The organism is Acinetobacter pittii, assembly GCF_034064985.1.
Classification (GTDB): Bacteria; Pseudomonadota; Gammaproteobacteria; order Pseudomonadales; family Moraxellaceae; genus Acinetobacter; species Acinetobacter pittii_H.
Genome location: NZ_CP139249.1, coordinates 3,720,988 through 3,743,172 on the forward strand (window position 1 = coordinate 3,720,988; position 22,185 = coordinate 3,743,172).

General features: G+C 41.2%; 17 protein-coding genes, 2 tRNA genes and 2 pseudogenes. 3 read left to right on the top strand and 18 right to left on the bottom strand.

Translation table 11 applies throughout. The annotated features are described in order from the left end of the window. Positions 1-10: 10 nt before the first annotated feature. The 3 genes from SOI76_RS17855 to bolA form a co-directional block, all read right to left on the bottom strand. Positions 11-853, bottom strand: coding sequence for a ParA family protein (locus tag SOI76_RS17855; RefSeq protein WP_009387679.1), 843 nt, complete (start codon positions 851-853; stop codon positions 11-13). 76 nt (positions 854-929) lie between these two features. After that, positions 930-1,322 (bottom strand): SirB2 family protein, encoded by a 393-nt coding sequence (locus SOI76_RS17860; RefSeq protein WP_104080454.1) that lies wholly within the window; start codon positions 1,320-1,322, stop codon positions 930-932. Between the two features lie 11 nt (positions 1,323-1,333). Next, positions 1,334-1,642 (bottom strand): BolA family protein, encoded by a 309-nt coding sequence (gene bolA / locus SOI76_RS17865; protein ID WP_002114074.1) that lies wholly within the window; start codon positions 1,640-1,642, stop codon positions 1,334-1,336. Positions 1,643-1,872: 230 nt separating this feature from the next. Between bolA and SOI76_RS17870 the strand changes: the two genes are divergently transcribed. Together SOI76_RS17870 and SOI76_RS17875 are read left to right on the top strand one after the other, a co-directional pair. Then, positions 1,873-1,948 (top strand) — tRNA-Gly (locus tag SOI76_RS17870). Positions 1,949-1,993: 45 nt separating this feature from the next. After that, a tRNA-Gly gene (locus tag SOI76_RS17875) sits at positions 1,994-2,069 on the top strand. A 169-nt stretch (positions 2,070-2,238) separates the two neighbouring features. Here the strand turns inward: SOI76_RS17875 and SOI76_RS17880 are convergent. The 10 genes and pseudogenes from SOI76_RS17880 to mmsA all read right to left on the bottom strand — a co-directional run bounded on the left by SOI76_RS17880 (position 2,239) and on the right by mmsA (position 14,820). Next, positions 2,239-3,000, bottom strand: a complete 762-nt coding sequence (locus tag SOI76_RS17880) for a 4'-phosphopantetheinyl transferase family protein (protein ID WP_205668468.1) — start codon at positions 2,998-3,000, stop codon at positions 2,239-2,241. Then, positions 3,000-4,853, bottom strand: a pseudogene (gene dfrA, locus SOI76_RS17885) (alpha/beta fold hydrolase). Before dfrA ends, SOI76_RS17880 begins: the two are co-directional and overlap by 1 nt. A 387-nt stretch (positions 4,854-5,240) precedes the next feature. Further along, a pseudogene (gene abaR, locus SOI76_RS17890) lies at positions 5,241-5,957 on the bottom strand (LuxR family transcriptional regulator AbaR). A 268-nt stretch (positions 5,958-6,225) separates the two neighbouring features. Then, entirely contained in the window at positions 6,226-7,578 is a 1,353-nt protein-coding gene (locus SOI76_RS17895) for an MFS transporter (protein WP_104080480.1), read from the bottom strand. A 120-nt stretch (positions 7,579-7,698) separates the two neighbouring features. Continuing rightward, positions 7,699-8,724 (bottom strand): enoyl-CoA hydratase/isomerase family protein, encoded by a 1,026-nt coding sequence (hibcH, locus tag SOI76_RS17900; RefSeq protein WP_104080453.1) that lies wholly within the window; start codon positions 8,722-8,724, stop codon positions 7,699-7,701. Between the two features lie 12 nt (positions 8,725-8,736). Beyond that, entirely contained in the window at positions 8,737-9,510 is a 774-nt protein-coding gene (locus SOI76_RS17905; RefSeq protein ID WP_104080452.1) for an enoyl-CoA hydratase, read from the bottom strand. Positions 9,511-9,531: 21 nt separating this feature from the next. Further along, positions 9,532-10,659, bottom strand: a complete 1,128-nt coding sequence (locus SOI76_RS17910) for an acyl-CoA dehydrogenase family protein (protein WP_104080451.1) — start codon at positions 10,657-10,659, stop codon at positions 9,532-9,534. A gap of 11 nt (positions 10,660-10,670) precedes the next feature. Next, positions 10,671-12,320: an AMP-binding protein gene (locus tag SOI76_RS17915; protein WP_104080450.1), complete on the bottom strand. Its 1,650-nt coding sequence runs from the start codon at positions 12,318-12,320 to the stop codon at positions 10,671-10,673. 80 nt (positions 12,321-12,400) lie between these two features. Further along, positions 12,401-13,291, bottom strand: coding sequence for a 3-hydroxyisobutyrate dehydrogenase (gene mmsB, locus SOI76_RS17920; protein ID WP_104080449.1), 891 nt, complete (start codon positions 13,289-13,291; stop codon positions 12,401-12,403). A gap of 11 nt (positions 13,292-13,302) precedes the next feature. After that, complete coding sequence (mmsA, locus tag SOI76_RS17925; protein ID WP_104080448.1) at positions 13,303-14,820, bottom strand: CoA-acylating methylmalonate-semialdehyde dehydrogenase; 1,518 nt, start codon at positions 14,818-14,820, stop codon at positions 13,303-13,305. 165 nt (positions 14,821-14,985) lie between these two features. Here mmsA and mauR point away from each other — a divergent pair, with 165 nt between their 5' ends. Then, positions 14,986-15,867: a LysR family transcriptional regulator gene (gene mauR, locus SOI76_RS17930; protein ID WP_005071920.1), complete on the top strand. Its 882-nt coding sequence runs from the start codon at positions 14,986-14,988 to the stop codon at positions 15,865-15,867. A 61-nt stretch (positions 15,868-15,928) separates the two neighbouring features. On the opposite strand, the gene SOI76_RS17935 is transcribed toward mauR, so the two are convergent. From SOI76_RS17935 to dadA, 5 genes are all read right to left on the bottom strand, one after another. Next, complete coding sequence (locus tag SOI76_RS17935; RefSeq protein ID WP_171293236.1) at positions 15,929-17,359, bottom strand: amino acid permease; 1,431 nt, start codon at positions 17,357-17,359, stop codon at positions 15,929-15,931. Between the two features lie 370 nt (positions 17,360-17,729). Then, positions 17,730-19,169, bottom strand: coding sequence for an amino acid permease (locus SOI76_RS17940; RefSeq protein ID WP_002118023.1), 1,440 nt, complete (start codon positions 19,167-19,169; stop codon positions 17,730-17,732). A 161-nt stretch (positions 19,170-19,330) separates the two neighbouring features. Continuing rightward, entirely contained in the window at positions 19,331-19,690 is a 360-nt protein-coding gene (locus SOI76_RS17945; RefSeq protein WP_000071347.1) for a RidA family protein, read from the bottom strand. Between the two features lie 10 nt (positions 19,691-19,700). Then, positions 19,701-20,804 carry an alanine racemase gene (alr, locus tag SOI76_RS17950; protein ID WP_104080447.1) on the bottom strand — a complete coding sequence of 368 codons (1,104 nt, stop codon included), beginning with the start codon at positions 20,802-20,804 and terminating at the stop codon, positions 19,701-19,703. A 20-nt stretch (positions 20,805-20,824) separates the two neighbouring features. Then, complete coding sequence (gene dadA / locus SOI76_RS17955) at positions 20,825-22,090, bottom strand: D-amino acid dehydrogenase (protein WP_032055707.1); 1,266 nt, start codon at positions 22,088-22,090, stop codon at positions 20,825-20,827. Positions 22,091-22,185 lie beyond the last annotated feature (95 nt).

The window sequence follows — 22,185 nt, forward strand, 5'->3', positions numbered from 1 at the left end:
CATTTTTCTCTTATCGTTTTGGCTCAATCTCACCAAACAATGTCTCATAAGCTTGAGTCAATTTATGTTCTGGTGCCAAATGTGCCAAAGGTAAATTTTTCTGATGCGATTCTTTCATCAAAATCGAAGGTGGTAACATGCTATTGAGTACAGGCAACCCTTCATCTTTTAACTGCTGAACCACTTCCCGAGGTAATTTTGCTTGGGATTGGAATTGATTCACCACAATTCCTTCAATTTCCAAGCGATCATTATGATCATCTTGCGTTTCGAGAACATTTTCAATCAATGTTTGTAACGCACGTTTTGAAAAAACATCACAGTCGAAAGGAATGAGTACTTTATCGGCCGCAATGAGTGCAGACAAAGTAAAGAAGTTAAATGCTGGTGGCGTGTCTATATAGATACGGTCATATCGTCCAACTAAGTTTTGGATCGAATCACGTAATTTATAAATTTTATGTTTACTTTCAAGTGCATGTTCAAGTGCACCAAGTGTAGGGCTAGCTGGAAGCACATCTAATTTTGCAAAAGGGGTTGAATGTACAAAACTGTCGAGATCTTTATTTCGTGGGGCTTTTAAAATTGAACCTAGCGCATTACCGATTAAACCTTTTTGTTGATTGTTGCCCAACACATCTTCAAAAAAGTTTTCGATATTCGGTTCTAAAATTGATTTTTCAGCAGAATAGGTTGCTTCATCGCCTAAAAGATACTGACTAGAATTGGCTTGAGGATCAAGATCGATCACCAATGTTCTTAAGCCATGTTTGGCACTAATTGCAGCCAAATTTACAGTAATACTTGATTTCCCTACACCGCCTTTTTGGTTAAACACCACACGAGTTAACATGTTTCCCTCTGCATATTATTTTACTGTATGCAGTTTAACCTAGAGCTTAATCAAAAAGGCAAAGAATGTAGAACAATTAAGCAAAAACAGGTTTCACAATCACTAAAATAATAATAGCAATAAATGCAATCGCACTAATGACCAAACCTGAACGGCGCTGTGCCAACAAAAGAGTGTCATCTTTTTTAAAGGCTTTCATTAAGGAAGATAACAACACTAAAAATAGAATAATTTTAGCGTAAAACCACGGTTGTACTTGAAAGTCTTTCATGACTAACAAAATTGCACCCGTAATGAAAACCACGGTAAATGACAAATGTTGCAAGGCAACTAATACTTTACGCCCTGCTGGGTTAGGTTGTTCACCTTGAACACCTATAAACAAAGTTGAAGCGCGTAAAACAAAGACCATAAGTGCGGCAGCTACCGCAGTCATATGAATAATTTTAGTGAGTAAATGTGCATCCATGAAATTAACCCTTAGCTTTTAGGTGCATGTGCACATTCTGGGCTAGCAGGTGCTTGACCTTGCCACTCACTTGGCAAATAAGCATGAATTGCTAAAGCATGAATTTGGCCTGGATTCATCAAATCAGAAGCTAAGGCATATACTTTTTGATGACGTTGAACTAAACGCAATCCATTAAATTCGTCGCTCACTATAATCACTTTAAAATGAGATTCTTTACCTGGAAAATAACCACCATGTCCTGCAGACTCATTGATAACTTCCAAATGGCTAGGTGCAAGGGTTTGTAACCGTTCAATCAACTGTTGTTCAAGGCTCATAGCTTTTCCTTTTACGATTATTCGTATATTTACCCCTAGTATACCCTGTCTACACACAAACAAAAGTTGCTCTTGTATGCTTTGACCTCAAACAAAATGTCTATTTATTCGGCAACTTAACGATAAAAATACATCTAATTGCTCATTTCTGATTTTATTTTATGCAATCAGCATATTTATTTGCATAAAGTTGTTGACCCATGTTTCGCTTAATGTATTATAAGCGGCACGCGGGAATAGCTCAGTTGGTAGAGCATAACCTTGCCAAGGTTGGGGTCGCGAGTTCGAGTCTCGTTTCCCGCTCCAAATTGGTTTTTTTTGAGAAAGTTTTCGTAAAAACTGCTTATATATGCGGGAATAGCTCAGTTGGTAGAGCATAACCTTGCCAAGGTTGGGGTCGCGAGTTCGAGTCTCGTTTCCCGCTCCAAATTTAAAAGGCCCTAGTCGAAAGACTAGGGCTTTTTTCTTTTCATTAATTCATAATTTTTTTACGTTCTATCTATTCACAGCATAATTCATTGAGAATGGCTCGGCTCATAGCCAAATATTTTATTACTAGGTTCACATTTTTAAATCATCATTTATAACGATTCAATCTAGCCATATTTACAAGGCGTTGGAGTTATTCGATGCGTAGATATAAAGGGTAATACTTGAAAACAATCTATATTAAAGCTTTCTAGGTTATGGCTTTGTTGTAAACATATAGAAAAGATAAAGTTATGATCATAGACATAACTCTGGAAATAATACTCTTCTGTCTTTTGAGCATCATTGGTTAAGTCGAGAAACTGTATATGTTCAGGCAACACATGAAAGTTGAGCTTCTTTAAATGACGGCTCATTCCTTCGCCAGTACATTTGATATAAGCCTCTTTTAAGGTCCATATTTGAAAAAATCGCTGAAATACACTGGATGAATCAGTGAGTTCATTCTCTTTAATCCATTCAATTTCAATCGGTGCTAACACACTATCAACACGCATCCACTCGAACTCACGGTCCACTTGTTCAATATCCACTCCTATTTCCCCTTCTTCGGTCACAGCGAGGATAATAACGTCCGCGGAGTGAGTAAGATTAAAATACACAGCCTTGCTGCCTTGTACAAAAGGCTTGCCGTTGGGATGTAATTGAATATTAACTTGATGAGGTGAGATGCCTAGCTTATCCGCCAAGACAGTCTTCACTAATACTCGAGAGATCAAGAAAATTCGTGCGGCATGAGAATGATATTGATCATATCTCAGCTTCTCTGCCGTATTGAGAAAGCCGAGATAATGACTCAATACCATATGGTCTTGTGGTACCCGTGAAACTGGGCAGACATAAACCTGCACTTGGGCACGATCAGACATTAAGAAGCTATAGTGCTGTTGTATTTCATCAGAACAGGTGCGAGATAGTCAGAAACCGCATCTACATGTGTAATGTGCGGATTATGGCCTGCGCCAGCAATGATATGTACAGGAATATTAGGACTTATTGTAGTAACAATTGGGTCCTTCTCTCCAACAATGATTTCAACTTTAGAACCAAGTTCGTTTAACAAAGCTGTTTGAGATACTCTCTGTTGAGGCAAACTAATACGATGCATATACTCACTAATATGCTTGGCTACCGACACTCGACGTAATGAATCCATCGCATAACCAACAGATAGATTTTTTTGCCCATCTGGATGCAGATTTTTAGCAATCTTATCTTTCGATACAAAACGGAAAATTAGATTAGAGATGATTTGTATTTGAAATATTTTTGCGGCCTGTGCCTGCACGAAATAAGGCGATATAAGGATAAGACGTGCAACTTTATTTGGATATTTCTGCGCAAGACTCAATGCAAATAAACATCCTAACGAGTGAGCAATAACAACACTATTTGGTGCTAAAAGCTTTGCAGCATTATCAATAAACTGATGATTGTTATCTTCCATCACCTCATAACTACCTGAACGCCCAAGTCCAGGTAGGTCCATCATAACGACCTGATCATAGGTGATTTTATTAATTATTGGGAGCCAACATGTGCTATCGAATGGGATACCGTGTAAAAATAATGCAGAAGATTTTTCTGAACCAACTGGTTGTTTAGTATAGATTTCTGTCCAATATCGATTCTGATAGTTGAAACAGCTAGGTGTTGGTGCTTGCATACGACCAAAACATGTAAGCACTAGACGATCAATCCAACGAGAAAAATAAGCACTGGTACTGATTAAGTCCGCAATACCCATCTTAACAGCCATCTTTTCTGTTTCAGCGACATAATAGTTTTCATTAGAAATGAAAGCGAGCTGCTCTTTTGAGCCACCAAGCAATACCTCAGGTAATTTCTCGAGCAGAACTTTAGGTATTTGCAAGTGTGGTGCGCTAACCCCTAAGTGCTCAGCAGCTAGGTTAACTAGGCGATGAAATTTGGGTGTCGTAGGATCAAGCAGCATATATTCCTGAGCAATAGTCTCAGGATAAGACATCGTTCGGATCAGAAAGCTCACGATATACTGCATATTGCATAGAGGTAGGAATGTGTCACGACCACCTGGTAATGCCAGTAAACGTCCCTGATAGAGCTTATCAATCATGTCAGCAATACCAATATATTGCATATCGCCATAATTATAAAAACCATCAATGACTGTGGCTGGATTTATTGCAGTCTATGGCACATTTAAACGCTTACAGGCCTCAATGAAAGCTTGATAACCCAAAATTTTTGAAGCCTCATAACCACCATGTTTGCAATACAACTCATCAGCCGATTCTTGCGGCGGCGCAGCCACACGATACCCGCCAATCCAGATAAATCGCTCAAGCTGCTTCAATGTTGCAGCCCATTCAATCAACGCCAGCCCTGACTTAATATTGGTACGCTCAGCTTCAGCTTTGCTAATGCCCCAATTAAATGATGCTGCGAGATGATAAATTACATGGATTTTTGTCTGGGCGTCCGATAATAGAGAGTCCAGCTTAAAATCGCGGCTTAAATCATATTCAACAAAAGATATAGATGGATCAGCCAGCCCTTCTGTTGCAATGAAACCTAATAGCTTGTCTTTCTTAGTTGCGGCATTACGCAGCGCAGCAATCACCTGATGACCTTCACGCAGAAGTTCAACGATCAGTCTGCTACCAATAAAACCTGCTGCACCTGTTACTAATATGGTCTTCCGTGAAAAATTATCTTTTTTTGCGTTATTTAAATTATCCATAAATCACCTTACTAGGAATTATAACAAGTGGGGCTTGATATTGAATTCACATATTCATTTATATATATTTCAGAGATTGAATTACACCAGTTTTCTTTTCTAAATACTCAGAAACTGTTTTATTTTCATTCAAAGATTTTATGGTCTTCCCAAGTTGTAATACTATTATCTATACCTATTAAAATCACACCCCCTAATTAATTATATTCACCCTTTAAATTAGGACATTCTTTAACAAAAGTACCAGCTATCCATTCTAATAAAAATAAATTCAAATTCTATTTTATGTACTAATATTTTTTTATTACACCTGTAAATATTTACAGGTTGATTTATATTTATCAAAAAATCTACTTTATAGCCTTTTTCTCTATTATTTCTATAATTCTATAAAATTCCTAACATCACTGCCCGGATAGCAGCTGAAATTTTATTATTCACATTAAGCTTCTGCATTGAGTTTACGAGATGAAAATTTACTGTTCTTTCAGTCACTCTAAGTATCTGAGCAACCTCTCCTGACGTTTTACCTTCAGCTGTCCAACGTAATACTTCTTTTTCACGATTGGTTAAACAAAGATTAAACCGAGCAAATTCTGTGTCATTCATAATTTTAGCAATACTAGAATGCACTGTTTGAGACAGCCAATACATATTTATGGATTGAGATTTCTGCTCTTTTTCTGATAACTCCTCAGTGGATCTTGCTAAAGTTAACATTCCACGCGTACCAATAAAATCACGGCTTGATTGCGCCCAGCCAAAATTTAAATTATAAGAACGCGCCTCTTCCCAGAAATCTTTTTGTGCTTGTGTCTTCGCAGATTGGCTCGACCAGACAAGTGGTTGGAGTGACATCATACAATGTTGTACGGTTGGATCTATCTTCACATACTGCCATTCCATATAACACTTCTGTCATGCTTCTGGATAATTATTCAACATAATTGTTTTTGGTTCGGCAATTGATAAGGGTGATTGCATACCATAAGCACAATATTCAAATCCAAGCTTTAAAGCTGTAGACTCAACAATCTCAAATAACTGATATTCACTTTTTACAATCAATGATGCTGATAATAAATCTTCTTGCCAATTTTCCATTTCCCCTCATTAGACCTCATTCATAAACTATCTTTCATAGTCTTTCATTATAAATTTATATAACATTAATAATATTTTAACCTGAGGATATTTTTAATTATAGGAATACCATATGTGATAATTATACTAGAATATTTTTAATTTCAAATAATATAACTTATTTAAAAATATAAGCCTATTAACAAGAAAACTCATGCCAAAGACAGGTATGAGTTTCAATATTTTCATTTAGAAAATCAACAATGAGTCTAAAGAATATTAACTTATATTAATCAATTTTGGTTTTTAAATTTAAATTCGACTTTTTATAATAAGCTTCATCCGTTTTAGCACTCCAATCACGCGGCATAAATGACGTCGATATAATTGCGACTACAGCCATACTTCCAATATAAAGCATAATTAGATATGGATTACCCTGCCCGACACTCAACAATTTAGTAGCAATCATCGGTGCCAAACCACCACCTAATACGCCAGCTAACTGTACCGAAATCGAGATTCCACTATAACGAATTTCCGCTGGAAATTGACGTGCAAAAAGCTGAGCTTGCGGCGCATACATAATTGGGAACACAACGCCAATTGCCAAAACAATTGCTGTCCACACTAATACCGGATCTTTTGTATTGAGCATGGTAAAAAATGGATAGCAGTAAAGCGCCAGTATGCATAGGCCAAACATAAACATATTGCGTTGGCCGACTTTATCCGACAAATGTCCACATAACGGTGTCATAAATAAAATAACGGCTGCGCCGCAAATGGTGGCAAATAAAATGTCTTGGCGCGGGATTCCAAGTTGTGCAGTGGTATAAGCCAATGTAAAAGTTGAAGCAATGTAAAACCATGCATTTTCGGCAGCGCGAGCCAAAATAATGGTGATGAGTTGCTTTGGATGGTTTTTAAAAACCTGTAGAGCAGGAACTTTAACTTCTTCAGATTGTTGTTTTACTTTTTCGAAATCTGGTGACTCAGGCACTTTTACTCGAATATACCAACCCACTGCCAGTAAAATAATGCTGGCAAGAAATGGTAAACGCCAACCCCAACTAAACAGTGATTCTTCAGGTAATAACGACACCAGACCCAACGCGATTGAGGCTAGCATTAAGCCACCACCTGTACTAGCTTGAGGCAAGCTTCCCCAAAATCCTTTACCGCCTTCGGGTGCATGTTCAACGGCCATCAGTACAGCACCGCCCCATTCACCGCCCATTGCCATACCTTGAATGAATCGCAAGACAACCAAGCCAATCGCAGCCCAATATCCAATTGATTCATAAGTCGGTAATAAGCCAATCAGTACGGTTGGGATCCCCATGAGCATCAAGGTCAGTAGCAACATCGATTTACGGCCAATCTTGTCACCAAAATGACCAAAGACTAAGCCGCCTAATGGTCTTCCAATAAATCCAACGGCATAGGTGGCAAATGCAGCAAGCACGCCGGTAAGTGCATCCAGATTTGGGAAAAATAGCTTATTAAAAATGAGCGCCGCCGCCGCACCGTAAATAAAAAAGTCATACCACTCAATGGTGGTGCCGACCATGCTAGAGATACCTGCTAATCGATGTGACGACTTTTTAGTATTTGAACCGTTTCCATGTATTGATTGCATCGTAATATCCTTTTTAGATTTTCTTGTTTTATCTTTTTTATGCTTATGACCAGCCCTGACCATAAGCATTTTCAGGTCTCGCTTTATCTCCTTAAGCTTTTTATGTTTTTGTAATTCGGTTTAGCTCAATTTTTCTAAAATTGGCTCAAATTTCGAATTACGTTCTTGCCACTGTGGTTGTTTGTCTTTATCGACAATGAGAGCGCGGACACCTTCAATGAAGTCACCATGCTCAAACCAAATATCCTGTAAATCACGTTCAAGCTGCATACACTGTGGTAAAGAAAGCCCACGGCCTAAATGTTGCAGTTTCAAACTGGTTTGTTTGGCAATAAATGAGCGCTGTTGCAAAATACTAAGCATCTTACTTGCCCAAGTCTTTAAGCTTTCATCTTGTTCATTTTCAAGACTTTGCTCGATTTCATCTAAATGCTGATATCCGAAGTGTTTACGAATACCTTCTGCCAATTGTTTTAATTCGCTTTCGGCAGGGCGAGTAATAAATCGGGTAATGATGCGTTCAATTCCCTCTTTGCTTAAACTTGGCGCTTCAACGAGAGCATCTTGCAACGCTTGTAACTGCTCGCTTGGCACATGATAGTCAATTAAATCGAGGTAAAGCGCATCACTACTGCTGATCTGCTCACCCGTAATGGCCATATAAACACCAATATCATCAAGGCGAGAAAGGAAATGAGTTGCACCAACATCTGGGAAAAAGCCAATCGCTGTTTCAGGCATGGCAAATCTGGATTTTTCACTGCTCACCACAATGTGGCAAGCCTGAGCCAAGCCAAAACCACCACCTAATACATAGCCATCAAGCACAACAATGATTGGCTTTTCATATTCACGCAGTATATTTAGCATTTTATATTCGGCACTAAAGTACCCTTTGTAGTCGGCCGTGCCATTTTTATAACTGTCGTAGAGATAGCGGATATCACCACCTGCACAGAAGGCTTTTGGGCTGTTTGATTTGATTAAGATTGCCTGAACAGCAGCATCATTTCGCCACAGTTCCAATTGGGCGCCAATACTTTTGATCATATCTAGCGACAATGCATTGAGATGAGTCACACGGTCTAAGGTAATCATGCCCAACTTACCTTGTTGCTCAATCATTAAGTGATTTTCTGTATTCATTTTATTGATCTCTTATTGATTTTTAAAATTTGCCTTTCGTTTTTCAACGAATGCCTGCATTCCTTCTTTTTGGTCAAATGTTGCAAATATTGAATGGAACATACGTCTTTCAAAACGTAAGCCTTCAGTGAGGTTCACCTCAAAAGCGCGGTTAATGGTTTCTTTAAGCATCATGTTTGCAGTTAAAGAGCGTGCTGCGATTTTTTCAGCGGCTTGCAAGGTTTGTTCAAGTAATTGTTCTTTAGTAAACACACGCGCAACCAAACCACTTTGTTCTGCCTCTACTGCACCCATTTGACGAGCGGTAAGGCACATTTCCATTGCTTTAGCTTTACCAATGGCATGGGTTAAACGCTGTGTTCCACCAATACCCGGAATTACCCCTAAGGTGACTTCAGGTAAGCCAAACTTGGCGTTGTCAGCACAATAAATAAAATCACACATAAGCGCCAATTCACAGCCACCACCTAATGCATAGCCACTCACCGCAGCAATTAGAGGTTTACGGCGCTGTGCAATACGGTCTGCAAGATGAAAAAAGTCATCTAAATAAATATCAGGAAATGCCAAATCAGCCATTTCTTTAATGTCTGCACCTGCGGCAAAAGCTTTTTCAGAACCTGCCAATACGATGCAACCGATTTCACGGTCTTTTTCGAGCTGATCTAATGCCTGATTAATTTCACTAATTAATTCACTGTTTAAGGCATTGAGCGCTTGAGGGCGATTTAATGTAATCAGTCCAACCCCATTACGCTTTTCTAATAAAATACTTTGCCACTGCATTACTTATTCCTTGTTCTGATTTTATAGACTACGTGCGATGACTAAACGCTGGATATCACTCGTACCTTCATAAATTTGACAGATACGGGCATCACGATAGATGCGCTCAATTGGGAAGTCTCTGAGATAGCCATAACCACCAAACACTTGTAGTGCACTCGAGCACACACGTTCAGTCATTTCTGAAGCAAATAACTTGGCCATTGAAGCTTCGTTGAGACACGGTTGACCTGCTTCTTTTAAACGCGCAGCGTAGTGAACCAGTTGTCTCGCTGCTTCAATTTCAGTTGCCATGCTAGCAAGGCGAAACGCGATGGTTTGATGCTCAAAAATTGGTTTTCCAAAAGTAATACGCTCTTTGGCATAGCGAGTTGCTTCTTCGAGTGCCGCACGTGCTAGACCGACTGCTTGTGCAGCAATACCAATACGGCCACCTTCTAAATTGGCAAGAGCAATTTTCAGACCTTCGCCTTCTTTACCCAGCATTAAGCTTTTATGGATGCGTACATCTGTCAGCGCAATTTGGCAGGTATCTGAAGCATGCAGACCGAGTTTTTCTTCAACACGAATCACTTCGTAACCCGGTGTCTCGCGTGGGACTAAAAATGCACTAATACCCTTTTTACCTGCACTCGGGTCGGTCACCGCAAACACAATAATGACACCAGCATTATTACCAGAGGTAATAAACTGCTTGGCACCATTTAAGATGTAATCATCGCCATCTTTCACCGCTCGGGTTTTAATGGCTCCCGCATCTGAGCCAGTATGTGGTTCAGTTAAGGCAAAAGCGCCGATCATTTCACCTTGTGCCAAAGGTTTTAAAAAACGCTCTTTTTGCTCGTCAGTACCAAATTTTAAAATAGGCACACAACCAACCGAGTTATGTACACTCATGATGGTCGAGGTTGCGCCATCGGCTGCGGCAACTTCTTCAAGCGCCAGTACATACGCCAAGTTACCTGTATCTGAACCACCCCATTGCTCTGAAACAAGCATTCCCATAAAACCGAGTTGACCCATTTGAGCCAATGTGTCTTTCGGGAATGTTCCGTCTCGATCCCAATCACTGGCATTGGGTTTGATTTGTTCTTGAGCGAAACTTTTCGCCATATCACGAATGAGTAATTGTTCTTCGGTAAATTGCATTGTTATTTCCTTTACCCTGCTTTAGCTTGTTGTTTAGCAATTTCTTGATTACGCAATAAAAAGCGCTGAATTTTGCCACTTGGAGTTTTAGGTAATTCACTCACAAATTCAACTAAACGTGGGTAAGCATGTGCAGAAAGTCGTTTTTTTACAAATTGGCTGAGTTGTTCAGCAAGTGCCTCTGAAGGTTGCGCATCTGCGGCTAAAATCACGAATGCCTTAACCACTTCGGTACGGTCCGGATCAGGTACACCAATCACTGCGGCTTCAACCACCGCTTCATGTTCGAGTAAAGCACTCTCTACATCGAACGGACCAATGCGGTAACCCGATGTGGTGATCACATCATCACTGCGCCCTACAAAGCTCATGCTGCCATCGGCATGAAGTTCGGCAGTGTCGCCAGTTAAATAGTAATGACTAACGAAAGGTGATTTACGGCTTTCTTTATAGCCGCCAAACCACATCATTGGAGACTGGCTAATATCGACTGCTAAAATTCCTGGTGTGTCGGCTGGAAGCTCTTCACCTTGTTCATTGACAATCGCAACGCGATAGCCCGGACTTGGAAAGCCAGCGGAACCAGCATGAATTTCATGTTTTAAACCATGATGATTACACACCACCATGCCGACTTCAGTTTGCCCATAGTGGTCATAAATCGGAGCATCAAGCACTTGTTTAAACCAGCGAATTACTTCTGGGTTGAGTGGCTCGCCTGCACTGCTCACCACACGGAACTGCCCTTTTAACGGCGTCATTTGTGCTGGATCAGCCGCCATCATCATACGGTAAGCCGTTGGTGCACCTGCCAAGTTGTTAACTTTATAATCTTTCACAATTTGGCATAAGCTATCTGTGCTGAAACCACCTTCATAAAACAAAGTAGCGTGACCCAAGAATAACGGCCCAGTAATCGCATAGTACAGACCATACGCCCAACCCGGATCGGCAATATTCCAAAACGAATCTTCTTCGGTTAAACCAATGGCATCTTGCATATATCGACCAAAGGCAATTAGTGCTTTTAATGGCACTTCCAAGGGTTTAGCTGGTCCTGTAGTGCCTGAAGTAAACATGAGCAAGAAAGGATCTTGGATGCTACGCATCACCAAATCGCATTGATCGGACTGCAGCTGCACTTCATCCCAAAAGTTAAAATCACCTGCTTTCAGCGGAGTACCTTGCGCGTCGGCAACGGTCACAATTGCAGGACAATGTTCGATCTCATCAAGCTTGCTACGGTTGCCAACATCGGTCACCACCAACTTACTTTGTGCAAGCTGAATACGGTGTTCGATGGCTTTAGGGCCAAACGCTGTAAATAATGGCTGATAAACTGCACCAATGCGCCACGCAGCTAAAATGGTCACGAGAAGCTCAGGTGTTCTTGGTAATAGCCCCGAAATACGGTCGCCTGACTGCACACCTTGTGATTTTAGAAAGTTGGCAAACTGACTTGACCATTGCTGCAACTGACGGAAGGTGTATTGCTCTTTTCGTCCGTCTTTTCCTTGCCAATACAGCGCAATTTTGTCACCTTCTGCGTGTCGATCACAACATTCATAACAGGCGTTGAGTGCATCGAGTGAACCTGACAACATCTGTTTTGCAGTGCTTTCCAAGTCGAAAGCCTGCACCGTCTTTTGATAATCCATCATATATTTTCCCTCAGTCCGGATTTGTAGTTATTCACGACAGGGTTTTATTGATTTGTTTAAGCCATCCTTTGGCTTAATCGTTATGCTTCTTGTGGCAAGTATTGCTGAATAATGCTCGAAAAATCGAGATGGGCATTACCACGCATACACATTTGCTGATAAAGCTGTTGCACCATACCACCGAGTAAAATTGGCTGTTTGACTTGGCCTGCGGCTTCGACAGCAAGCCCTAAATCTTTTAGCATCAGCTGAGTGGCAAAGCCGTCTTGGTAGCCTCGAGATGCTGGCGCATTTTCATTAATATGCGGCCATGGGTTACAGACATCCGAACTCCAGCAACGACCGCTTGAACTGTTAATGACGCCAGCCAATGCTTGTGGGTCAATGCCGAGTTTCACGCCCAGCGCCATACCTTCGGCTACCGCAGTCATCGAAATGCCTAAAATCAGGTTATTGCAGATTTTGGCAATTTGACCTGCACCCACATCACCACAATGAACAATATTTTTACCCATGTGGCTGAGCACAGGTTTTACTTCGTTAAAGGTTTGCTCATCGGCACCCACCATAAAGGTTAAGGTTCCTGCTTGAGCACCAATGGTACCACCCGAAACAGGCGCATCACAGATTTTGATATTTTTACTCTGTGCAACAGCAGCAATGTCTTTAATGGTTTGTGGGTCAATGGTACTGCTATCAATGCATAAGCTACCTGCTTTTAGTACCTCCAACACACCATTTTCACCCAAGTAAACTTCTTTAACATGCTTTGCCGCCGGCAACATGCTAATGACCACATCAGCTTGTTTAGCTGCATCCTGTGGGCTGCTACACACCACTCCACCTGTCTCGGCAAAGTGCTGAATCGCGACTTCACTGAGGTCATATCCATAAACTTTGATTCCGGCTTTCAGTAGGTTATGGGCCATTTTGCCGCCCATATTGCCTAGACCGATAAAGGCGATATTCATCCGTGATCCCCTTAACGTAAACTAATGGTTGTATTTACACCGCCAACTTCATGGCTATCTTCAAACCAGCGACTGGTAATAGTTTTAGTTTGGGTATAGAACTGCACAGCCTGTTTGCCGTATGGTCCCAAATCACCAAGTTTTGAACCTCTTGAACCGGTAAAACTAAAGAAAGGTACTGGCACAGGAATTGGAATGTTGATACCGACTTGACCAATATCAATGAGGTTTTGGAAAGTACGTGCAATCGCACCGCTTTGTGTAAATAGACCTACCCCGTTACCAAATGGGTTGGCGTTGATAAGCGCAATGGCTTCATCAAGTGTGTCTACACAAATAATTGAAAGAACTGGACCAAAGATTTCTTCTTTATAAATACGCATGTCAGTATTTACGCCACTAAAAATCGTCGCGCCGACAAAGTTACCCGCTTCATAGCCTTGTACTTGAACATCACGACCATCGAGTAGCAACTCTGCACCTTGCTCAACACCGCTATTAATTAAGTCGAGTACTCGCGCTTTAGCACGTTTTGAGATCACTGGGCCAATGTCAGTATTTGGTTCATGGCCTGCGTTTACTTTTAAGGTTTTGGTTTTTTCGACTAGCTCTTGAATCCACTGTTTGCTGTCACCGACCATGACTGCAACCGACAATGCCATACAACGTTGTCCTGCTGCACCAAATGCTGCACCCACCAAAGCATTTAAAGTTTGTTCTTTATTGGCATCAGGCATGACCACAACATGGTTTTTTGCACCCATCATCGACTGCACGCGTTTACCATGTTGCCCTGCCAGGTTATAAACATGTGTTCCAACTGCAGTTGAACCTACAAATGAAATCGCTTTAATGTCTTTATGTGTGCACAAACGGTCAACCACTTCTTTACCGCCATGCACAACGTTAAGCACACCCGCTGGAACACCTGCTTGAATCGCAAGCTCAACCAGCATCATGGTTGATAACGGGTCTTGTTCTGATGGTTTTAAAACAAATGTATTGCCACACACGATTGCCATTGGGAACATCCAAAGCGGAATCATGGCAGGGAAGTTAAACGGCGTAATACCCGCACAGACACCCAAAGGTTGCTGCAATGTGTAAGTGTCTACACCACGCGCTACACCTTCAACGTATTCACCCATTTGCAAAATGCCGATCGAACAAGCATGTTCAACCACTTCTAAACCACGTTGAATATCACCTTCTGCATCTGCCAAGGTTTTGCCTTGTTCAGCCGTTAGTACTTGTGCAATTTCTTTCATGTTGGCACGGATCAAGTCTTGTAACTTAAGCATGATGCGCATACGTGCCTGAATTGGGGTCTGACGCCAAGAAGCAAAAGCATCTTGTGCAGCTTGAATAGCAGCGTCAACTTCTTTAACCGTTGCAAATGGTACACGACCAATCACTTCCTGAGTTGCAGGGTTAACAATGTCTTGCCATTCCTGTGTTTCAGATTCGATAAAATTTCCGTTAATGAGTAATTTAGCGGTTTCCAACTCGATTTTTTGGATTGTGTTCATAACCTCTCCGTAGGCCATATTTTTATTGTGTTCAATTATTAGAAAATACTTATCTATGTATTTTCTTTATTCCAGTTTCAATTGAGACTAGCAAAGAAAACTTTGACCACCAACGGAAATTCATGCACGATTGTTGTGCAAATATGCACAAGGATGACAACAAAAATGAAAGTGGATTGGGATCATCTACATTTTTTTCTGGTTTTAGCTCGGACTAAAACCTTGACCAATGCTGCGCGAATTATTGGTGTCGAGCACAGTACGGTGGCTAGACGAATTCAGGCCCTAGAACTTGCTTTGGGTACAACGCTGTTTAAGCGTGAAGCGACGGGTTATGAGCTGACACTCGAAGGGATGGCACTGGTTCCTCGAGTTGAGCAAATGGAACAAGCTTTCTTACAAATTGAAAAACCACACCAACCTTTGCAAGGTCGTGTGCGAATTGGCACACCTGAAGGTTTTGGTACTGCGTTTTTAGCTCGGTTATTGGCTGAGTTCTCTATCCAATATCCACTGCTCACCATCGATCTAATTCCAGTGCCGAAAATGATTAAGCTTTCACACCGTGAGGCAGATATTGTGGTGTCAATTGATCGTCCTACGTCTGGCCCTTACATCATTACGCGATTATCAGATTATTGTTTAAAAATTTACGGTAGCAAAAACTATCTGGCCCAAAACCCACCTATCCGAGCCTTAGAAGATTTAACCCAACATCGCTTTGTGAACTATATTGACGATCTGGTATATAGCCCCGAGTTGTACTGTTTAGAACGGTTACCTCTAAAGCTGAATGCTAACTTCCGTAGCAGCAGTATTTTGGCCCAACAAATTGCGGTGAGTGCTGGTGCAGGACTTGCGATTTTACCCAAGTTTTTGGCAGATGATAAACCAGAACTTGAAGAGGTGTTAGAGCAACAAGTTCGCTTTACCCACACGTTTTGGATGCTGACCTTTGTTGATTTACAACATGAACCGCGCATTAAATTGGTTTGGGATTATCTACGGAAACAAGCCGATAAATATCAGCATTTGTTGGTTGATTAAAGAACCTAAATAAAAAAGCCAATCATGATCGATTGGCTTTTTTAAAATCATTTATAGTTCATTAAACAAGTTCTTGGTCTAATTTTTTGATACGTGGCTTATAGAACACAAAATATGTCACGCTTAAAACCACCAACCATAGTGGACTCACGTATACCGCTTTTAATGTATCTGGCTCGAGTGCCAAAATCACTAAAGTAAACAAGAAGAATGCAATAACGACATAAGCCATTAACACGCCACCCGGCATTTTAAATGTTGATGCAGCATGTAACTCTGGACTCAACTTACGGTAACGTAAATAGCACGCCATGATTAAAATCCACACGCTAATGAATAAAATGACACAGAGTGAACTTGCCAAAGTAAATGCTTCCATGGTGTTTGGAACAAAGTACTGAAGCACTGCCCCACCCATAATGAAAATACATGAGAAGATTAAACCATTTGAAGGTACGGCACGTTTTGATAAACGCCCCAATGCACTTGGCGCCTGACCATCTTTTGATAAACCGAACAGCATACGACTGGTTGAAAATACGCCGCTATTCATTGAAGACATCACTGAAGACAATACAACCAAATTCATGATGATGGCTGAAATCGGAATACCTGCATTTAAGAACAACTCAACAAACGGACTTTTATCTGCACGAATGTGATCCCAAGGTGTTACTGACATCACCACAAAGAGTGCCAACACATAGAAAAGGATAATACGTAACGGAATAGCATTAATCGCTTTAGGCAGATTCGTTTGTGGATCTTTCGTTTCAGCAGCAGTTGTACCAATCAATTCAACGCCAATAAAGGCAAACACGGCAATCTGGAAACCTGCCAAAAATCCGCTTACGCCTTTTGGAAATATGCCGCCATGCGACCACACATTACTTACACTCACAACCTCGCCATGCGGAGCTTGAAAATGAGTGAGGAGCATGTAACCACCGACTCCGATCAAGCCAATAATGGCCAAAATCTTAATGAGTGCGAACCAGAATTCAACTTCACCAAATAGCTTAACGGTAAGAAGGTTAAGCCCTAAAATGAATAGTACACAGCCTGAACTAATCATGGCTTGTTGCATGGGTGAGAAACTGGCGCCTTCGGGCAGCCAGAAACTTAAATAGTTAATGACCGCAGACAAATCAGCAATACCGACCAGTACCCAGCCTAACCAATAGGTCCAGCCGATATAGTAGCCAGCCCATGGTCCAATCAAATCATAAGCCATATCGACAAATGATTTGTAATGTAAGTTGGCAAGCAGTAGTTCACCCAATGCACGCATCAGAAAAAAGAACATGCCACCAATTATCATGTAGATAACGAGGATTGAAGGACCTGCGAGGGAGATGGTTTTGCCCGAGCCCATAAATAGACCAGTTCCAATTGCACCGCCAATTGCAATCATTTGTAGATGGCGATTATTTAATTTCCGTTGTAAATGATCAGGGGAGCTTGCCTCATCAGAATGATGAACCATTGTCATATTAGAAGTCCTTTTTATATTTTGCTTAACTTAAATCAGCAACCTATAGGGAGAAAAACGAACCGTATATCGTGGGTTGCTGAGTCTATACCTCAGGACAAGATGTTCAAGTATATTTTTTCCTTAATTGATAAATCGTTTGTCCTGATTTTTTTAATTCACATTATTTATGTCCTGCCTTCACGGCAATTTTAATTAATCAATCTGGGTTTCCATATTAGCCGAAGTGTAGCATGTGATCCTGCTATATGTACTTTGCCAATACCCTCCAAACTGCTCTATCGATTCAAAAATAAACAATATTATTCCGATAAAAAATCTAATAAAAATAAAAAAAGCCAATCATGATTGATTGGCTTTTTAATAAAACTTAATGATCGTTGACGAGTTCACGTCCTAGTTTTTTCATACGTGGTTTATACAACACATGATAGGTAACACCTAAAATAACCAGCCATACTGGACTGACATATAAAGCTTTCAATGTATCTGGCTCTAATGCCAAGATCACCAAAGTGAAAAGCATGAATGCCAAAACAACATAACTCATCCAAACGCCACCTGGCATTTTAAAAGTAGATTTTTCATGTAATTCAGGACGTAATTTACGATAGCGTAAATAGCACACCATGATAAGACTCCAGACACTAATGAATAGAATCACACAGAGTGAACTTGCTAAAGTAAATGCTTCCATTGTGTTTGGAACAAAGTACTGAAGCACCGCTCCGCCCATGATAAACGTACAAGAGAAAATCAAACCATTTGAAGGAACTGCGCGTTTTGATAAACGACCAAATGCACCAGGTGCCTGACCATCTTTTGATAAACCAAACAACATACGGCTAGTTGAAAACACGCCGCTGTTCATTGAAGACATCACCGAAGAAAGTACAACTAAGTTCATGATGATTGCAGAAACAGGAATACCTGCATTTAAGAACAACTCAACAAACGGACTTTTGTCTGCACGAATATGGTCCCACGGTGTTACTGACATCACAATAAACAGTGCCAACACATAGAACAAAATAATACGTACTGGAATCGCATTAATCGCTTTCGGTAAGTTTTTCTGTGGATCTTTGGTTTCAGCAGCCGTTGTACCTACAAGTTCCACCCCGACAAAAGCAAATACAGCAATCTGGAATCCTGCCAAGAAGCCTTCTGTACCTTTCGGGAATAAACCGCCATGTGACCAAACATTACTGATGCTTGCGACAGCGCCTTGCGGAGCTTGGAAATGGCTGAAAATCATGTAGCCGCCCACTCCGATCAGACCAATAATCGCCAAGATCTTAATAAGAGCAAACCAGAATTCAATTTCACCAAATAGGCGTACTGTTAGGAGGTTAAGACCCATCACAAACAACACACAACCTGCGCTAATCATGGCTTGCTGTATTGGTGAGAAACTTGCACCGTCAGGCAGCCAGAAACCTAAATAGTTAATGACTGCTGAAAGGTCCGCAATACCCACCAGCACCCAACCTAACCAATAAGTCCAGCCCAAATAATAACCAGCCCAAGGACCAATCAGGTCATGAGCCATATCAACAAAAGATTTATAATGCAGATTTGCAAGGAGCAACTCGCCCATTGCACGCATTAAGAAAAAGAACATTCCTCCAATAATCATATAGATCAAAAGGATTGAAGGACCTGCGAGGGAGATGGTTTTACCTGAACCCATAAATAGGCCAGTTCCAATTGCACCGCCAATAGCAATAAGTTGTAAATGACGGTTAGACAGTTTTCGTTGCAGATGATCAGGAGAATTTTCTGTATCTGAATGACGAGCCGTTGTCATATTAAAATTCCTTTTTGAATTCCTTTGTTAAGATCAGCAACCTATGGCGAAAATCGAACCGTATGCCATAGGTCACTGAATCTGTTCACCAAAAAAGACTGGTTAAACCGTATCTATCTTCCTTCTGTTAGATACATCATCATTTTTGGAGTAAAAACGAATTACTTTTGTGCTGCCGTCACGGCAATTTCAATTAACCAATCCGGATTTACCAAATCGGCTTGAATTGTGGCACGCGATGGAGCAACACACCCTTTTAACCAGTCAACCCAAATTGCATTTACGGTTGAAAAGTCAGAAAGATTTTTCAAATAGAGCTGTGCAGAGAGCAAACGAGATTTGTCGGTATTGGCTAATGCCAAAAGTTCATCAATCGTTGCAAGAATTTCACGAGTTTGGCCTGCCACGTCTTGCTCGGTATTTTTAGGTACCTGCCCTGACAGATAAACTACTTTGTTAAAAACAGTCACGGCGCTCATGACTTCGTTAGTGTTAATCTTTTGTATATCTGAATTAGACATTCGGATTTCCTTATACCTGATTAATAAATTGAACACGGGCGGTGACAGCACACATCAGTTCATAGCCCACCGTACCGGATGAAACAGCGACATCATCAATAGGTAAAACGACGCCTGGACTTGATTGGCCCCAGAGCACCACTTCGCTACCAACTTTGGCACTGTCAATGCCCGTTAAATCGACTGCCAACATATCCATGCTGACACGACCAATTGTGCGAGTGCGGACTGAGTCCACTAAAACAGGCGTACCTGTTGGTGAAATACGTTGATAACCATCAGCATAGCCACAAGCGACAATTCCAATCGTCATGGGCTGCTCTGCGACAAAGTTTGAGCCATAACCCACGCTTTCATTCGGCTCTAAATGCTGAACGGAAATAATTTCACTGCGTAAGCTCATGGTCGGTTGTAAGCCCCAATCCGCAATACTATGCGTTGGGTAGTCTGGCGAGCTGCCATAAAGCATGATGCCACTACGGGCATAATCTGATTTGAGCTGATCTTGATAGCGCAGAATTGCCGCACTATTACTTACCGATCTTTCACCCGGTAAATCCTTCACAATTTCTTCAAAGGCAGTAATTTGATAATCAATACCTTGCTGTCCGAAACGCTCGCCATCTGCATCTGAAAAATGCATCATGTGCGTAATCTTGGACACGTTCGCCAAGTTATTTAAACGTTCCCAAGCCTGAACATAGTGCTGTGGTTTAAAACCAAGACGGTTCATACCACTGTTCATTTTTAGGCAAACATCAAATTGAGCAGGATAAGGATGCTTTTCTACCCACTCGATTTGCGCTTCACTATGAATGGTGAAACTGAGTTGATATTGCACACAATCAAATAAATCTTGAGGAGAGAAAATTCCTTCGAGCAATAAAATTGGACCTGCCCAACCTAAAGCACGAATGCGTTTTGCTTCATCAAGATCAAGTAAGGCAAAGCCATCTGCTGCTTTAAACGCTTCATAAACACGTTCAATTCCGTGTCCATAAGCATTAGCTTTTACAACGGCAAAGACCTTACTGTTTGGCATAGCCTTGCGTACCACTGCCAAGTTATTTTGTAAGGCTTGACGGTGGATGACTGCGGTAATAGGACGAGGCATGATTACTTTCCTAACGTCCGTTATGCAGCATGCGCGTGTGAATAACGCTGAATTGAAAGGCCATCGGTACTGATATCAGTCTTATGATTCAATACGATGTCACTGATTAATTTTCCTGAACCACACGCCATCGTCCAGCCTAGAGTACCGTGACCTGTATTCAAGAACAGATTTTTAAAGCGAGTTGCGCCAATAATTGGGGTACTGTCTGGTGTCATTGGACGTAGACCCGTCCAGAAAGACGCCTGTGCCATATCGCCGCCCGGGAACAAGTCCTGAGTCACCATTTGCAATGTTGCACGGCGGTCTTCATTTAGGCCTAAGTTAAAGCCACTTAACTCAGCCATACCACCTACGCGAATACGTTGGTCAAAACGAGTAATCGCAATTTTGTAGGTTTCATCAAGCACTGTAGATTGTGGAGCAAAAGCAGGGTCAACAATTGGAATCGTCAACGAATAACCTTTCACAGGATATACAGGCAACTGTAGATCGAGTGGTTTCAAGAAATCACGTGAATAGCTACCAAATGCTAAGACATATCGATCTGCGGTTAAGACCTTACCATTGACCTGAACGCCCTTAATTTCATCGCCTTCAACAATCAATTTTTCTACGTTCTGGTTGAACTGGAAGTTAACACCCAACTCTTTAGCAATTTGAGCTAAAGCATTGGTAAATAAATAACAGTCACCTGTTTCATCATTTGGTAAGTGTAAACCACCAACAAGTTTATCTTGCGCATTTGCCAACGCTGGTTCTACACGACCAAGTTCATTGCCATTTAATAATTCGTAGCTTACGCCGCATTCTTGTAGCACGCTAATGTCACGTTGAACCGCTTCCATTTGTGCTTCTTTACGGAATAACTGCAACGTGCCTTTTGCACGGTTTTCGTAATTAATGCCTGTATCTTTTCTAAGTTCACGTAAGCAGTCACGGCTGTATTCAGCCACGCGCATCATACGTTCTTTGTTTACAGCATAACTTTGCGGATTACAGTTTTTTAGCATTTGAGCCATCCACTGTAACTGCCACATGCTGCCATCTAAATTAATCGCAAGCGGTGCATGATGTTGAAACATCCATTTCACAGCTTTAAAAGGAATTCCTGGTGCTGCCCAAGGAGTCGAATACCCAGGCGAAATTTGACCTGCATTACCAAAACTTGTTTCTTCAGCAGGACCTGACTGGCGATCGAGAACAGTAACCTCAGCTCCTTGTTGAGCTAGATAATAGGCACTTGCCACTCCAATAACGCCGCTACCTAAAATAATTACGCGCATTTCCATTCCCTCACGCACACCAGTTTATTTAACTAGTATATTTCTGCTTCAATAGTTTATTTCACTGTTTTTCAGGGTATAATCTAGGTAAATTT

Bases quoted from the DNA above. Each gene is read 5' to 3' on its own strand.
- SOI76_RS17895 (WP_104080480.1), bottom strand. From the start codon at position 7,578: ATGCAATCAATACATGGAAACGGTTCAAATACTAAAAAGTCGTCACAT.
- SOI76_RS17855 (WP_009387679.1), bottom strand. From the start codon at position 853: ATGTTAACTCGTGTGGTGTTTAACCAAAAAGGCGGTGTAGGGAAATCA.
- mmsB (WP_104080449.1), bottom strand. From the start codon at position 13,291: ATGAATATCGCCTTTATCGGTCTAGGCAATATGGGCGGCAAAATGGCC.
- SOI76_RS17935 (WP_171293236.1), bottom strand. From the start codon at position 17,359: ATGACAATGGTTCATCATTCTGATGAGGCAAGCTCCCCTGATCATTTA.
- SOI76_RS17945 (WP_000071347.1), bottom strand. From the start codon at position 19,690: ATGTCTAATTCAGATATACAAAAGATTAACACTAACGAAGTCATGAGC.
- bolA (WP_002114074.1), bottom strand. From the start codon at position 1,642: ATGAGCCTTGAACAACAGTTGATTGAACGGTTACAAACCCTTGCACCT.
- SOI76_RS17905 (WP_104080452.1), bottom strand. From the start codon at position 9,510: ATGCAGTGGCAAAGTATTTTATTAGAAAAGCGTAATGGGGTTGGACTG.
- hibcH (WP_104080453.1), bottom strand. From the start codon at position 8,724: ATGAATACAGAAAATCACTTAATGATTGAGCAACAAGGTAAGTTGGGC.
- SOI76_RS17880 (WP_205668468.1), bottom strand. From the start codon at position 3,000: ATGTCTGATCGTGCCCAAGTGCAGGTTTATGTCTGCCCAGTTTCACGG.
- SOI76_RS17915 (WP_104080450.1), bottom strand. From the start codon at position 12,320: ATGATGGATTATCAAAAGACGGTGCAGGCTTTCGACTTGGAAAGCACT.
- SOI76_RS17940 (WP_002118023.1), bottom strand. From the start codon at position 19,169: ATGACAACGGCTCGTCATTCAGATACAGAAAATTCTCCTGATCATCTG.
- SOI76_RS17860 (WP_104080454.1), bottom strand. From the start codon at position 1,322: ATGGATGCACATTTACTCACTAAAATTATTCATATGACTGCGGTAGCT.
- alr (WP_104080447.1), bottom strand. From the start codon at position 20,804: ATGCCTCGTCCTATTACCGCAGTCATCCACCGTCAAGCCTTACAAAAT.
- mmsA (WP_104080448.1), bottom strand. From the start codon at position 14,820: ATGAACACAATCCAAAAAATCGAGTTGGAAACCGCTAAATTACTCATT.
- dadA (WP_032055707.1), bottom strand. From the start codon at position 22,090: ATGCGCGTAATTATTTTAGGTAGCGGCGTTATTGGAGTGGCAAGTGCC.
- mauR (WP_005071920.1), top strand. From the start codon at position 14,986: ATGAAAGTGGATTGGGATCATCTACATTTTTTTCTGGTTTTAGCTCGG.
- SOI76_RS17910 (WP_104080451.1), bottom strand. From the start codon at position 10,659: ATGCAATTTACCGAAGAACAATTACTCATTCGTGATATGGCGAAAAGT.